This window comes from Burkholderia sp. IDO3 (assembly GCF_003366075.1).
In the GTDB taxonomy this organism is placed as follows: Bacteria; Pseudomonadota; Gammaproteobacteria; order Burkholderiales; family Burkholderiaceae; genus Burkholderia; species Burkholderia anthina.
Genome location: NZ_CP028962.1, coordinates 1,686,515 through 1,700,845, shown reverse-complemented (window position 1 = coordinate 1,700,845; position 14,331 = coordinate 1,686,515). Strand labels below are relative to the sequence as shown.

Genomic DNA, 14,331 nt, shown 5'->3' with positions numbered 1-14,331 from the left:
GTCGGTCGGGAGCGCGCCGCGCAAGGCGGCGCGGCGGCATCAGGCGTGGGTTTCGGCCGCGTCGTCCTGTTTTTGCGCCGCGCTGCGCGCCGCATGACGGCTCGCCTTGCGCGGCAGGCCGAGGTGATCGCGCAGCGTGCTGCCCGGCAAGTCGCGGCTGTAGCGGCCGCGCGCTTCGAGCACCGGGATCACCTGTTCGATGAAATCGTCGACGCCCTGGGCCTGCACCGCGAAGCCGAGGATGAAGCCGTCGCCGGCGCCCGCATCGTGCCAGCGGATCAGCGCGTCGGCGACGTGCTCGGCCGTGCCGATGAAGTTCGGGCGCGGCGTCGCGACGGCGAGCGCCGTCTCGCGCAGCGTCAGGTTCTGGCGCTTCGCGTCGGCCTTGATCCGGTCGGTGGTCGAGCGGAAGCTGTTGCGGCCGATGTCGCCGAGCGCCGGGAACGGCGCATCGAGCGCGTATTGCGTGAAATCGTGGTGATCGAAATAGCGGCCCAGATACGCGAGCGCCTCGTCGATCGTCAGCAGGTTGCGGATCGCCTGGTATTTGTCCTCCGCTTCGGCCGCCGTGCGGCCGACGATCGGCCCGATGCCGGGGAAGATCTTCACGTCGCCGGGCTGCCGCCCGTGCTCGACCGCGCTTTGCTTCACGCGCCGCGTGAACGCGGCCGTTTCGTCGAGCGACGGCGAATGCGTGAACACCGCGTCCGCGTATTTGCCCGCGAGCCCGATGCCGGTGTCGGACGAGCCGGCCTGGAAGATCACCGGCTGCCCCTGCGGCGAGCGCTGGATGTTCAGCGGGCCCGCGACCTGGAAGAAGCGGCCCTGATGGTCGAGCGTATGGAGCTTGTCGCGATCGAAGAAGCGGCCGGTCGCGCGATCGCGCACGAATGCGTCGTCGTCCCAGCTGTCCCACAGCCCCTGCACGACGTCGAGGTATTCGTCGGCGATCTCGTAGCGCAACGCGTGATCGGGATGCGCCTTGCCGAAATTCTTCGCGGTGCCTTCGAGCGGCGTCGTCACGACGTTCCAGCCCGCGCGCCCGCCGCTGATCGTGTCGAGCGACGCGAGCTGGCGCGCGACCGTGAACGGCTCGCTGTACGACGTCGAGATCGTGCCGGCGAGGCCGATCTTCGTCGTCGCGACCGCGAGCGCCGACAGCACGGTCAGCGGCTCGAAGCGGTTCAGGAAGTGCGGGATCGACTTCTCGTTGATGTAGAGGCCGTCCGCGACGAACGCGAACGCGATGCCGGCGGCTTCCGCCTTGCGCGCGACGCCGATCGCGAAGTCGAGATTGATGCTCGCGTCCGGCGGGTTGCTCGGGTGCCGCCACGCGTTCATGTGGCTGCCTGCGCCTTGCAGCATCAGGCCGAAGGGAATCGGTCGTCGGGTTGTCATGGGAGCGTTACGCGTCATGGTCGGGGGAAAGGGAACGGTCGGCCGCGAGGGCCGTTTGCACGGGGGTGGTCGGCGGCGCGCCGGCGAGCCCTTCGGCCGACGCGAGCCGCGCCGCGTCGGCGGTCTTCGCGCCGTAGGCGATCGGGCTCTTGTCCAGCAATGAAAGCGAATCAGACATGGTGTTCGACGGTCCTGAGCAAGCGGGAAGGGAAAGCGCTCAGCTCTTCGGCAAGCCCGGCGGGTTCGTGCGCGACGGGTCGATCGCTTCGGACGCGAGGCTCCAGCGGTCGAGCACCTGCCGGTAGCGGCCGCTCCTGATCTGCGCGTTCAGCGCGACGGTCAGCGGATCGGCGAGCCCGCTGCCGCGGCGCGTCGCGATCGCGATGTCGGCCGTGCGCGGCCAGCCGCCGCTGATCGCGCCGACGAGCCGCGTCTTGCCTTGCCGCGCGCTCTGGTACGCGAGCACCGAATTCACGCTGAACACCGCGTCCGCGCGGCCCGACTGCACGGCGACGATGCGCATCGCCTGATCGTCGTAGTACTGGATCTGCACGGGCTTCAGGCCGCGCGCGACGTTCTCGCGGTCCCACGCGAGCAGGATCTTTTCCTGGTTGGTGCCGGCGTCGGTCACGATGCGCAGCCCCGCGACGTCCTTCGGCTCGCGGATCGACTGGATCTTGCTGTCGTTGCGCACGTAGAAGCCGACCTGATCCTTGCGGTAGGTCGAGAAATCGAACTTCTGCTTGCGTTCCTCGGTGACGGTGACGTTCGAGATCACCGCGTCGACTTTTCCCGACTCGAGCGCGAGCGGCCAGTCGGCCCATGCGAGCGGCACGATCTTCAGCTTGCGGCCGAGGCTGTCGGATACGAGCTGGCCGACGTCCGCGTCGAAGCCGACCACGGTGCGCGCGTCGGTCGCATACGTGCTGATCGGCGGCAGGCTCGGCGCGATGCCGATCGTCAGCGTGCCGGCTTCGGCGAACTTGAACGATGCCGGCACCGCGCGCTCGACGGCCGCATCGGCCTTGCCGCGCGGGCGGGTGAGTTGCTCGGGGCTCAGGTCGAACGTGGCGGCGGCCGCGGCGATGGCGGTCAGGCCGATCAGCGCAGTGGCCAGCATGCGGACCGCACGCGGCATGAAAGGTACGGCTCGTGGCATGAAGGCGTCCTGGTGTTGTCGTGTCGTACGGAGCGGGATGACGCGATGCGCTCAGCGCGGCAGCGCCGCTTCGGGCAGCGGCGCCCAGAGGTCGGCGAGCGTCGACGTACGGGACGGATCGGCGAGATCCTTGCCGAAGCGCAGGTGGAAATATGCTTCCGGGTCGATCGACGAATCGAACAGCCGCGTATAGCCGGTGCGGTCGTAGAGCGCCCACGCTTCGGGCTGGCGAAAGCCGGTGGTCAGGTACACGCGCCGATAGCCCTGCTGCGCGGCGCGCAGCTCGAGCGCGTCGACGATCGCGCGTGCGAGCCCCTGGCGGCGCAGGTCCGTGCGGGTCCAGATGCGCTTGAGTTCGGCGGTCTGCGCGTCGTAGCGCTTGAAGGCGCCGCCGCCGATCGTCTCGCCGTCGCGCAGCAACAGCACGAACGCGCCTTCGGGCGGCGCGAACAGCTCGGCCGGATAGCGGGCCAGCTCGTCGCGCGCGGACGCGCGGCTGTCGGGGCGGTAGGCGTCGTAGCGGGTCGCGTATTCGTCGATCAGCGCGTCGATCAGCGGCTGGGCGCGGACATCGAGCGGCGTCGTGTCGATGATGCGGTCGTTCGTGGCCATGGGCATCGCGAAGGGCGCGCGATGCGGACGTTCCTGTCGGGCGCGGGGCACACGGCCCGGGCAGTCTGTTCCGTTATCGCGACGCGGTTGTCGTGATGACGGCGGCCGCTGCGCATCCCGCGATGCATTCGGCTGGCCGCCGCCGTTTCGAACACGTTAGCGGCGCGGCCGGCAAAGGCGAACGAAGCAATTTCGATAAGGATTTCGCGAAGGGAGTCAGAAGGCTTGCAGAGGGAGTGGGGTGCGGCGAACGGGCGTGGCCCGCGATCCGCCGCCGGGGCGGCGGACCTTCGGGAATGGTCGCGTCGGTGTCAAGCCCCGCCGTTGCGGGGCGATGATCCTCGACGACGGCGTTCAGGCTGCTGCCTGACGAGTCGAGTCGTGCTGATCGCCACCCAGGATATCGACAAGATCGGTCAGCATCCGCCCCAATTCCCCCGTCATCAGCGTGACGTCCGAATCGAAGCGTTCATCGTCGTTTTGCGCGGTGGGATCCGCGGCCTCCTTGATCACGTCGAGCGGCGTGACACGCTTGATCGTCAGCGACGGTGTCAGCACGAACGAGATTCTGTCATCCCAGGTCATCGCGAGGCGCATGCATTGTTTGCCGGCTTCGATGTGCCGGCGCATGTCGTTCGTTTCCAGCGCGTGGCCGACATATCGCACCGTGGCACCGCCTTCGCCGGTGGAGCGCAATTCGGCGTCCTGGTCCACGGTGAAGCCGCCCGGCGCCTCGCCGGACAGCAGCCAGTCCGTCATCGCGGCCACCGGCGAACGGGCCACGTGAACGCCGGCGAGCGGCAACGCGTCGATCGATTTGACGAGGAGGCTGCGAACGTCGTCGGCAAGCGCCTGTGCAGCCGCATCGATGACGAGCCAGCCGTTTGCCGTATCGATCCATACGCGGGTATCGCGGCGAATGCTGAACGCGCGCGGCAGCAGTTCGTCGGTGACCTGCTCCTTGAGTTCGCGCAGTTGCTTTCGGCCGACCTTGAAGCCTTGCTGCTCCTCGACTTCAAGCGCGCGCGCTTTGGTTACCTGATTGACGACCGACGCCGGCAGCAGCTTCTTTTCGGCACGAAACAGCAGCAGCATCTGCCGGTTGATCGAATACACGAGCGCGCCGTCGTCACGCGGCGAGGCCCATCCGGCGCGCTGCATTTCGATGCTGGTGCCCGGCTGAAACGCGTGAGGCGCCAGCCATTTTTCCATCTGGTCAGGGGTGACGGCCCAAGGTGCGGGAAGACGATGAAGCTGAAGATTCTTGAACCACATGGGAGTACGGGCAAAGCGCACCATTCTATATGACGGCGACGCTTCGCGGCCAGGAGCGGTCAGTCGACGGCATCCGGGCGCCGGGGTCGTCCGACTGACGGCCAGCGTTCTTGCGATACGCACTGGCGTCGGCGCACGGCGCTTGCAGGATGCATTACCGGATGACCCTTGCCGGCGTCGACGCCTCCGCCAGCTGAAACAGGCAATCCCCGCGCTGCACCTGCGCGGGCACGCGCTTGCACACCACTTCGCCGTCGCCCTTGAAGCGATGCAGCACCGGTTCACGCAGCGGCGTGTCGGGGAAGTGCACCCACGCGGCCGGCTGTCCGGCCTTCACCTGGTCGCCGAGTTCGACGAGCGGTTCATACAGCCCGCGTTCGTACGCGTAGACGAAGTGACGATCGCCGTCGACGCGCAGGAAGCGCGTGACGGTCGGCGGCGCGTCGGGCACGAGCGCGCCGTGCAGCAGGCCGATATAACCGAGGTAGTGCAGCAGCCCGTGGCGGCCGAGCCGGATCAGCGACGGATCGGCCATGCCTGCGCCGCCCAGTTCGGTCACGATCGAGATCGCGCCTTGCCGGCGCGCCGCCGACGCCGAATGCACGGGATTCGGCGCATGCAGCAGCGCGTTCGGCAGCCCGAAGGCGACGAGCAGCCCGTTGAGCTTCGCCGCCTCGTCGTCGTCGAGCGGGTCGATCGCGAGCATGTTGCCGCCCTGGTACAGCAGCGAGCTGCCGCCGGAATGCAGGTCGACCAGATACTGCGCGCGCGACAGCAGCGCATGCTCGATGTAGTGCGCGATCATCTGCGTCGGCGTGCCGGCCGGGTCGCCGGGGAAGCTGCGGTTCAGGTTGCCCTCGTCGAGCGGCGACACGCGCAGGCCCGCGTCGGCCGCGGGGAAGTTGGCCATCGGCAGCAGGATCAGTTGCCCGCTGATCATCTCCGGGTCGATCTCGCGCATCAGTTGCGACACGATGATCTGGCCTTCGTATTCGTCGCCGTGATTGCCGGCCATCACGAGCGCGACGGGGCCGTCGCCGTTGCGGATCGATGCGATCGGAATCGGCAGCCAGCCGTAGGCGGAGCGATGCACGGAGTGCGGCAGCCGCAGATAGCCTGCATGCTTGCCCGGTGCATCGAGGTCGATTTCGCAGCGGATGGGATTTCGGTGTGGCGAGGAAGCGGTCATGGCGGCGTCGTTCGAAGAACGGAAGCTGCCATCTTATCGGGAAAAGAGCGCCGCGCGGCGCTTGGCGCGCACCGGATGCCGGCCGGCCCGCGCGTGAGCGCGCGGCACGCGGCACGGGCAGTCGCACGCGATGTTGCAGCGTTGAAACGCCTGCCGGCGCGCATCGCGACCAGGGCGCGCGCCGGTTCGCGCAACCCGTTGCCGGCATGCGGCCGGCGCGTGTTGCCGTGTCAGCGGCCCGACGTTTCAGCTTCGAGACGGCCTTCCTCCCACAGCACCCAGAAACGACTGCCGCCGCGATACGGATTCGCGCGATGCGCCGCGTAATCGGCAACGCCCTGCCGAAACGCACCGTATAGCGTCAGCGGCGGGTTGTCGACGCACGCGGCTTCGCGAACGGTTTCGCGGGCAGCGGCCGGGCGGCGCGACGAAACGAGCCGCCGGATCAGCGATGCACCGTCGATCACGTCCAGTTGATCGATACGCTCGGTGCGGCTGAGGACTTCGACGGTATTCATGTGCGGGCTCCCTGACATCCTGTTTCCAGGAGAAGGAGCAATAAAAGTGCCAGCCATGAAACTCCGTCCGCCGCGTCGATCGTGCCGGCTTCTGCGGCGAACGCGATGCACGGCGCGCGGCGATGTTACGGAACACGTCACGTGACACGCGAGGCTGCGGCGAAACATGCGCGCACGCGTCGCACCACGCAAAGCGTTTCGAAATTGAATTGACGCGCGGACCGGCGATGCAGCGCCGCGGACGAACGCGCTCAGCGCGTCGCCACGGGCGCGACGCGCCGGCTGCCGGCCGAATAGAAACGGTAGATTCCCTTGCCGGCCGACTTCGCGTCGTACAGCGCGCTGTCGGCTTGCCGGATCAGTTCGTCGGGAGATCCGTGCCCGTCGTCGTCGAGCGCGATGCCGATGCTGATCCCGAGGCTCACCGTCTCTCCGATCGACAGCGCGTACGGCGCCGAGATCTGCCGGATGATGCGCGCGGCGAGAAGCGAACACGCGTGCGTCGTCGTGTCGTCGAGCGCGACGATGAATTCGTCGCCGCCGACGCGCGCCGCGATGTCGCCCGGCGGCAGCGTCTTGCCGAGCCGCTCGGCGACCTGCGTGAGCACCTCGTCGCCGGCATGGTGGCCGAAGCGGTCGTTGATCGCCTTGAACCCGTCGAGGTCGAGATACATGACGGCGAGCACGGGGCCCGGCCCGCGCGGCCGATGTGCAAGCATCCGTTTGAGTTCGGCGTGCAGCTCGTGGCGGTTCGGCAGCCCCGTCAACGCATCGTGCCGCGCGAGGTGCCGGATGTGCTGCTCGGTCTCGCGGCGCGTGGTGACGTCCTCGACGATGATCACCGTATTGCCGTCCGGCACGCGGTGGCGGGTCAGTTCGAGCTGGCGGCCGTCGGCCAGCGCGATGTCGAACGGCGCGGGTTCGTCGCGCTCCAGCCAGATCGCGCACCGCGCGGCGAGGCCGGCATCGCGCGGATCGGTCACGGCGTTGGTGCCGAGCGCCACGACGACGTCGGGCAGCGGCATGTCGAGCATGATCTCGCGCGGCGAGCCGAACAGCTGCGCGGTACGCCGGTTGGCGACGATCACGCGGCGCTCTCCGTCGATCATGCACAGGCCGTGCGGCATGTAGGTGAGCGCGGCGTCGAAGCGGGCGACGAGCTCCGCGTTGCGCTGGCGCGCGGCGATCAGCGCAACGAGCACGCGGTAATGGCGCTGGACGACCGTGCGCATCGCCGCGAGATAGATCACGAGCGGCGGCAGCAGCAGCCACCCGCCGGGCCGTGTGACCAGCAGCGCGCCGATGCCGATCGGCACCACGCCGAGCGTCACCTGCGTCATCGCGAGCCGCGGCAGCGCCGAATTGCGCGACGCGATTCCGCCGAACACGCCGCCGGCGACCATCACCGATAACGTGCCGAGTTCCAGGTCGGACGCCGACACGCATCCCATCACGCCGAGACCGAGCACGAAGCAGGCGGCGAGCGACACGGGCGCATAGCGTCGCGCCCAGTATTCGGCGCGATCGTCGCCGGCGTCGCGGTGCGCCGCGTACGCACGCGCGATCGCGAGCCGCGCGGCGAGCAGGCCGACGTCGACGACGAACCACACGAAACACCAGAGTTGATGCAGACGGATCAGTGCGATGGCCGCGACGAATGCGCTCGCGAGGCCGGACAGCGCCATCGGACGGACGTCTTCGAACAGCGTCACGAGCATCGACGGACGCAGCGCGGCCGTCACGCGGTGGTTGCCGCAGGGAGGCGTGGCGAGAACGGAGTTCAGGATGCGTGCCCTGACTGCCATGGCATTTTGACCTCGACGCGATGTCGATTCATGGCCGGCAGCCCCGCACGTGTATGTGGCGGGATGACCGGCCCCCCGGATGCGCACGACATTATCATGAAACACGGGGTGCGCGGCGTAGCCGCGCGTGCCTGCACAAGCCTGGACGAGTAGTCGTAAACCACGCCCGTGGAAGGCTTGCGCATTCGCCGGCGCGGGGGCAGGATCGTTGCCAACGGGACGATATCGGGTAGCCGGCCGCTGACCGGCCTGCCCGTGCGCCGCGCGTGAGCGCCGATGGTCCGCGATGACCCGCCGCGATCGATGCGGCCCGTCCGGCACGACGCAATCGCGCACGAATTTCGCCCCGCGACCGGGCGCCTCAGCCCCGTCCGAATCCCGTTATAAGAAATTCAATAAGTATTTCATGCGAGAAATACTATAGGCGATATATCTAAAACAATGCCAGAATGCGCGCCGCTCCGAACGTCGCGACACCCGATCGTCGTCCGAGCCGCATCAGGAGGTTCCCCCAATGAAAAACCACGGCCTGTCACGGCGGGGTTTTCTGAAAGCCAGCGTGCTGGCGGGCGTCGCGGTCTACGTCGCGCCCATCGGCAGCCGCGCATTCGCGGCGCTCTTCGAAGAAAAACTCCTCACCCCCGTCAAATGGGATAGCGTCACCGGCGTCCCCCAATTCCGCATCGACGGCATCGCGAAGGTTACGGGCTCGAAAGTGTTCGCCCGCGACGTGCGCGCCGCCGACATGCCGCACTGGCCGCAGCAGCAGTCGCACGCGCTGATCCTGCGCGTCGCGCAGGCGGACCGCACGTACGAAGGCTTCGACCTGTCGCTGCTCGGCGACGCGCTCAAGCCCGACCGCGTGGTCACGGCCGACGATCTCGCGCGCGACGGCGTCGCGTTCCCGACGTTCTACGGCGACGACATGCTGTTGCCCGCCGGCAAGACGCCCGCGTATCTCGGCCATGCGGTCGCGATCCTCATCTACCACGACTTCGCGCGCTTCCGTTTCGCGAAGAACGCACTCAAGTTCCGCGACGACGTGATCCGCTACGGCGCGGTCACGGGCCCGCTCGAGCGCGATCCGTGGGGCACGTTCCGCTACGTGCGGGTCGGCGGCAAGACGGCCTACGACGACGATGTCTATTCGAGCCTGAAGGACGCGCCGATTTTCCCGAGCATGATGCGCAAGCACCTGCCGGTCTGGCCGGACGGCAAGGAGCACGGCAAGCTCGACGAGCAGGGGATGTTCCTCGCTGGCCGGATCGCCGCCGAACTCGATCATCCGTCGGCCGACTGGCTCGTGTTCGACCGCGAGTACAACACGCAGTCGGTCGATACGGCCGCGCTCGAACCCGACAACGCGAACTGCTGGTACGACGCCGCGACGCAGTCGATGCACCTCGTCGTGCCGACCCAGTCGCCGCTCGAAGTGGCGGAGAACGCGGCCGCGATGGTCGCGACATGCCGCTTCCCGGTGAAGAAGCTGTTCGTGCATCCGTGCTACACGGTCGGCTACGGCTCGAAGGATCACTGCAACGTGCCGTTCTACGGCCTCGTCTGCGCGCTGTACGCGGACGGCCGCCCGGTGCGTTTCGCGAACGACCGCTACGAGCAGTTCCAGACGTCGCTGAAGCGTCACGCGTTCAAGATGCATTACCGGATCGCGGTCGATCGCACCACGGGCCTGCTGCAGTCGTTCAAGGGCGACTTCGAGGCGAACGGCGGCGGGCGTTCGAACTTCTCGCCGTCGGTGGCGATGGTCGGCGCCACGGCCGCGCAATCGATCTACTACTTCCCGAAGAGCGACCTCGCATCGGTCGCGATCGCGTCGCGCGCGATCGACGCCGGCTCGGCACGCGGCTACGGCACGCTGCAGAGCATGGCCGCGACCGAAATGGCGGTCGACGAAATCGCCGCGCAACTGAATCTCGACCCGATCGATTTCCGGCTGCGCAACGCGCTGCGCTCGGGGATGAAGAACACCCAGGGTGCGATTCCCGCCGGCGCGCTGCGCGTCGCGGAAGTGCTGGAGCGCGCGAAACAGCATCCGTTGTGGACGCACCGTGTCGCGCGCAAGACCGAGTTCGAGGCCTCGAACCCGGGCAAGCGCTACGGCGTCGGTTTCGCGTGCGTGCAGAAGGACTTCGGCACGGGGGCGGAAGCGTCGTTCGCGAAGGTCGAATTCGACGAGAACGGCAAGGTGTCGCTGCATCACACGGCTGCCGAGATCGGCACCGGGATGTCGACGTCGCAGGCCGTCGCGGTCGCGAAGTGGCTCGGCCGTCCGGCGACGGACGTGCGCGTCGCCGTGACCGAATGGCCGGACCTGCCGGTCGAGACGAGCGGCGATCCGTACCTGATGTCGCAGGCCGACCAGGATCGCCTGTGCGCGAATCCGCGCTGGTCGCCGAGCTATGCGTCGCCGTCGAGCGCGACGAACTCCGCGTACTACTTCACGCACAGCACGCGTGAAGCCGCACGCGCGGTGTTCCGCTACGGCCTGTGGCCGGCCGCGATGTCGATCTGGACGCGCGGCCTCGGCGGCGGCCAGGCCGCGCCGTACACGATCCGCTTCGAGGACGCACGCTGGGTCGACGGCAAGCTGACCGCCGACGGCCTCGAGCCGCTGACGTTCGAGCAGCTCGCGAAGCAGGCGCATGCGCTCGGCCTGCCGACGGGTGCCGTCGTGCACGTGTTCAACCGCTGGCAGTGGACCGACGCCGAGTTCGACGTGGGCGGCGCGGTCGATCGTCTGCCGATCGACGCGCTGTCGCTGCGCATCGGCGCGCCGAAGACGGGCGACGCTGGCCCGATCCCGGGCACCGCCGCGCCGGCCGGCGCGACCGCGATGCACGGCACGCTCGCGCCGACCGCGAACGGTTACCGCGTGCTGGACCGCACGCGCGTGTTCATTCCGCCGACGAGCCGCAACAACGCGGCCGTCACGTACTACACGGCGGTCGGCACGCTCGTCGAGCTGGCCGTGCACGAAGCGACCGGCAAGGTCGAACTGCTCACGCATCACTCGATCATGGAGTGCGGCAACCAGATTTCGCCGCAGCTCGTGTCGGGCCAGTTGCAGGGCGGCCTCGCGATGGGCATCGGCCACGCGCTGCACGAGTACCTGCCGCTTTACGAAGACGGCCCCGGCAACGGCACGTGGAACTTCAACCGCTACCCGCTGCCGCGCGCGACCGACGTCGCCGTGTGGTCGCAGACGGGCGACATCCTGCCGCCGCTGTCCGAGACCGATCCGCCGAAGGGCGTCGCCGAAGTGGTGATGATTCCCGTCGTCGGCGCGATCGTGAACGGCATCGCGCACGCGATCGGCCATCGTTTCACCGATTTGCCGGTGACCCCGCAAAAGATTCAGGAGGTGCTCGCATGACGACCGCCCAAACCGCCGCGTCGGCCGCGAGCGCCAGCGCGGCTGCGACCGGCGCTGCCGCGCCGAACGCGGCTTCGGCCGCTCCGGCATCCGCACCCGCTGCACCCGCTGCCGCGCCGGCACCCGTCGAGCGTCCGCTCGTCCGGTTCCAGCAGAAGCCGCTGTCGGTGAACATCAACGGCAAGTCCGTCGGCCCGATGCAGGTGCCCGAGGGGCTGATGATGATCGAGTTCCTGCACGAATACGCGGGCCTCACCGGTTCGCGGCTCGGCTGCGGGCAGGGCATCTGTCACGCGTGCGTCGTGATCGTCGACAAGCCGGACGGCACCAGCGAGGAAATGCGCACCTGCATCACCGGCGCGCACTTCTTCCACGGCCGCTCGATCCGCACGATCGAAGGCCACGCGAAGCGCAACGAGGCCGGTGAAGTGGTCGAGCTGTCGCCGATCCAGCAGAAGTTCCTCGAGCATTTCAGCTTCCAGTGCGGCTATTGCACGCCGGGCTTCGTCAACGCGGCGACGGTGCTGATCGAGCGTCTGAAGCGCGAGCCGATCGCGAAGGCCGACGTCGAGCCCACGATCACCGACGCGCTGAACGCGCACCTCTGCCGCTGCACGGGTTACGTCCGCTATTACGAAGCCGTGAAGGACGTGATTTTGACGACGCCGGGACTCGTGAAGGACGCCGCATGAAACGCACATTCGCCCATCGTGTCGCGCGGGCCGCGGGCTTGCCCGCGATCGCGGCCGCCTGCGCGCTGCTGCTCGCCGCCTGCGGCGGCCATGACGCACCGGTATCGAGCGCGGCGTCCGGCGCGCCCGGTGCCGACCCGGTCGCGCGCGGCCGCTATCTCGTGAAAGCCGCCGACTGCGCGGCGTGCCACACCGCGAAGGACGGCGCGCCGTTCGCCGGCGGCGCACCGCTCGAATCGCCGTTCGGCACGTTCTACGGCTCGAACATCACGCCCGACAAGGCGCACGGGATCGGCAACTGGAGCGCGGACGAGTTCTACGCCGCGCTGCACGACGGCAAGGCGCCGGGCAAGCGGCTGTATCCGTCGATGCCGTACACGTCGTACCGGCAGCTCACGCGCGCCGATACCGACGCGATGTACGCGTACCTGCAGACGGTGAAGCCGGTCGCGCAGGAAAACCGCAAGCACGATCTGAAGTTCCCGTACAACCTGCGCTTCGGCATGGTGTTCTGGGACATGGTGTTCCTGAAAGACAGCCTGCCCGACGCGTCGAGCGGGCAATCCGCCGACTGGCAGCGCGGCCGCTATCTCGCGGGCGCGCTCGGCCACTGCGCGGAATGCCACACGCCGCGCGCGTTCACGGGCCAGCTCGACGGCGCGAAACCGTTCGCGGGCGCCGCGCTCGGCCGCGTGGCCGCGCCGGACATCACACCGGCCGGCCTTGCCGCGCGCGGCTGGACGGGCACCGACCTGCAGACGTTCTTCGGCGTCGGCATCGCGCCGCAAGGCTCGGCGTTCGGCGAAATGTATCCGGTCGTGCACCTGAGCACGCAGTACATGACGCAAGGCGACCTGCGCGCGCTGTCCGTGTACCTGCTCGGCGATACGCCGCCGGCACCGCAGCCGGTGAAGCCGGTGTCGGCCGACGCGCAGCAGCTCGCGGCCGGCCGCTCGGTGTATCTCGCGGTGTGCGCGGGCTGTCACGGCTTCAACGGCGAAGGCAAGCCGCACGTCGCGGTGCCGATGAACGGCAATTCGACGCTGCGTCAGGCCGACTCGCGCAACCTGCTGGTCGCGATGCTCGACGGCATCGACGAACAGAAGTTCGCCGGCCTCGAAAACCTGCAGCCGATGCCGGGTTTCGCGCACACGCTGAGCGACGACGAACTCGCGCAGCTCGCGAACTACCTGCGCGCGACGTGGGGCGGCCAGCCCGCCAGCGTCACGCCGGCCGACGTGAAGGCCATGCGTTGAGCCGTCGCGAAGGGCGGGGCGTCGCGCGCGATGCGGCCGGTTGCCGGCCGTGCTTGCGCGGGGCGCTCCGTCCGCGCCTGCCCGGCGGCGCTTCAGTAGCCGCCGCCACCTCCGCCGCTCGAACTGCCGCCGCCGTACCGGCTCATGCCGGGCCCTTGCGAAACGCCGCCGCCCGGCGACGTACATCCCGCCGACAGCAGCAGCGCCAGCGCCGCAATCACCACCGCGGCCAATCTCGCCGATTTCATTTCAATCTCCTTGCAGTGCGCACGCCGCAAGACGAGCGGGTTCGTTCGAGTCGTGCGACCGCGCGATGACGAGACGTTCCGGGCGGGCGGTTTATTCCATGCTTTTTGCCTATCGTCGCGCGTGGCTCGCGCGGGGGCCGGATCTGATGCGCGCCGTGCCGGCTTGGTACACTCCGGCACGCCGCCATTCAGATTCCGACGACACAAACCATGAGTGCCACGTTCGAGCGCCCGCCGCGCAAATCGTCACGTTCATCCGCGCCTGTCGTGTTCGGCTGCGTGTCGTTCGCCGTCGGTGCGCCGCTGGTGGCCGCGCTCGTATGGCCGCTCGTGATGCTGGTGGCGTGGTCCGTGATCAATGGCCCGCAATGGGACACGCTGACGCTCTGCGCGGGCATGGTGCCGCTGATCTTCGTCGCGTCGTTTCTGTTCGGCTATGTCCTGCCGGCGATCGTTGCGGGCGGCATCATGGGTGCGATCGGCACGCGCATCCGGCGACGCGGGTTCGTGCTGCTCGGGGTGATCGTCGGCGCGAGCGCGATGACCGGCTATGCGCTGCTGAAGGCCTTCCTGCTGGGCATGGACGAGATCGGCGGCATCGACGGCGTCGCCATACTCGATTCGTTCGTCACGTCGGCGGTGATGTCGCACTGGCTGCATCGGCGGCTCGAACGCGCGAAGCGGGCGGAAAGCGGCGCGCCGGCGCATGACGGCCCCGCATAGCGATCCGCATCGCATCCGCGACTTTTGCAGTCGGCGCGGCGCGGGTCTATAGTCCTATCACGAGA

Annotated in this window: 13 protein-coding genes; 4 read left to right on the top strand and 9 right to left on the bottom strand. The window is 68.4% G+C overall.

Annotation, left to right across the window (positions count from 1 at the left end):
* Positions 1-39: 39 nt before the first annotated feature.
* The 8 genes from DCN14_RS07795 to DCN14_RS07760 form a co-directional block, all read right to left on the bottom strand.
* A complete protein-coding gene (locus tag DCN14_RS07795) occupies positions 40-1,398 on the bottom strand; it encodes an LLM class flavin-dependent oxidoreductase (protein WP_096499430.1) in 1,359 nt (452 codons plus the stop codon).
* Between the two features lie 7 nt (positions 1,399-1,405).
* Positions 1,406-1,576 carry a hypothetical protein gene (locus DCN14_RS07790; RefSeq protein WP_240327187.1) on the bottom strand — a complete coding sequence of 57 codons (171 nt, stop codon included), beginning with the start codon at positions 1,574-1,576 and terminating at the stop codon, positions 1,406-1,408.
* A 39-nt stretch (positions 1,577-1,615) separates the two neighbouring features.
* A complete protein-coding gene (locus DCN14_RS07785) occupies positions 1,616-2,557 on the bottom strand; it encodes an ABC transporter substrate-binding protein (RefSeq protein ID WP_096499428.1) in 942 nt (313 codons plus the stop codon).
* Between the two features lie 51 nt (positions 2,558-2,608).
* Positions 2,609-3,169 (bottom strand): GNAT family N-acetyltransferase, encoded by a 561-nt coding sequence (locus DCN14_RS07780; RefSeq protein ID WP_096499426.1) that lies wholly within the window; start codon positions 3,167-3,169, stop codon positions 2,609-2,611.
* 354 nt (positions 3,170-3,523) lie between these two features.
* The gene (locus tag DCN14_RS07775) at positions 3,524-4,444 is read right to left on the bottom strand and encodes a recombination-associated protein RdgC (protein ID WP_096499424.1); all 921 of its coding nucleotides are present in this window, start codon (positions 4,442-4,444) and stop codon (positions 3,524-3,526) included.
* Between the two features lie 154 nt (positions 4,445-4,598).
* A complete protein-coding gene (locus tag DCN14_RS07770; protein ID WP_096499422.1) occupies positions 4,599-5,633 on the bottom strand; it encodes a succinylglutamate desuccinylase/aspartoacylase family protein in 1,035 nt (344 codons plus the stop codon).
* A 230-nt stretch (positions 5,634-5,863) separates the two neighbouring features.
* Complete coding sequence (locus DCN14_RS07765) at positions 5,864-6,151, bottom strand: hypothetical protein (RefSeq protein WP_096499420.1); 288 nt, start codon at positions 6,149-6,151, stop codon at positions 5,864-5,866.
* Positions 6,152-6,402: 251 nt separating this feature from the next.
* Positions 6,403-7,956: a sensor domain-containing diguanylate cyclase gene (locus tag DCN14_RS07760; RefSeq protein ID WP_096499418.1), complete on the bottom strand. Its 1,554-nt coding sequence runs from the start codon at positions 7,954-7,956 to the stop codon at positions 6,403-6,405.
* Positions 7,957-8,470: 514 nt separating this feature from the next.
* On the opposite strand from DCN14_RS07760, the gene DCN14_RS07755 reads away from it, so the two are divergent.
* The 3 genes from DCN14_RS07755 to DCN14_RS07745 are packed head-to-tail and all read left to right on the top strand — an operon-like array spanning position 8,471 to position 13,295.
* Positions 8,471-11,347, top strand: a complete 2,877-nt coding sequence (locus DCN14_RS07755; protein ID WP_096499416.1) for a molybdopterin cofactor-binding domain-containing protein — start codon at positions 8,471-8,473, stop codon at positions 11,345-11,347.
* Positions 11,344-12,039: a (2Fe-2S)-binding protein gene (locus DCN14_RS07750; protein WP_096499414.1), complete on the top strand. Its 696-nt coding sequence runs from the start codon at positions 11,344-11,346 to the stop codon at positions 12,037-12,039. Before DCN14_RS07755 ends, DCN14_RS07750 begins: the two co-directional genes overlap by 4 nt.
* Positions 12,036-13,295, top strand: coding sequence for a cytochrome c (locus tag DCN14_RS07745; protein ID WP_096499412.1), 1,260 nt, complete (start codon positions 12,036-12,038; stop codon positions 13,293-13,295). Before DCN14_RS07750 ends, DCN14_RS07745 begins: the two co-directional genes overlap by 4 nt.
* A 92-nt stretch (positions 13,296-13,387) precedes the next feature.
* On the opposite strand, the gene DCN14_RS38385 is transcribed toward DCN14_RS07745, so the two are convergent.
* Positions 13,388-13,543 (bottom strand): hypothetical protein, encoded by a 156-nt coding sequence (locus tag DCN14_RS38385; protein ID WP_172441856.1) that lies wholly within the window; start codon positions 13,541-13,543, stop codon positions 13,388-13,390.
* Between the two features lie 210 nt (positions 13,544-13,753).
* On the opposite strand from DCN14_RS38385, the gene DCN14_RS07740 reads away from it, so the two are divergent.
* The gene (locus tag DCN14_RS07740; protein WP_096499410.1) at positions 13,754-14,266 is read left to right on the top strand and encodes a hypothetical protein; all 513 of its coding nucleotides are present in this window, start codon (positions 13,754-13,756) and stop codon (positions 14,264-14,266) included.
* Positions 14,267-14,331 lie beyond the last annotated feature (65 nt).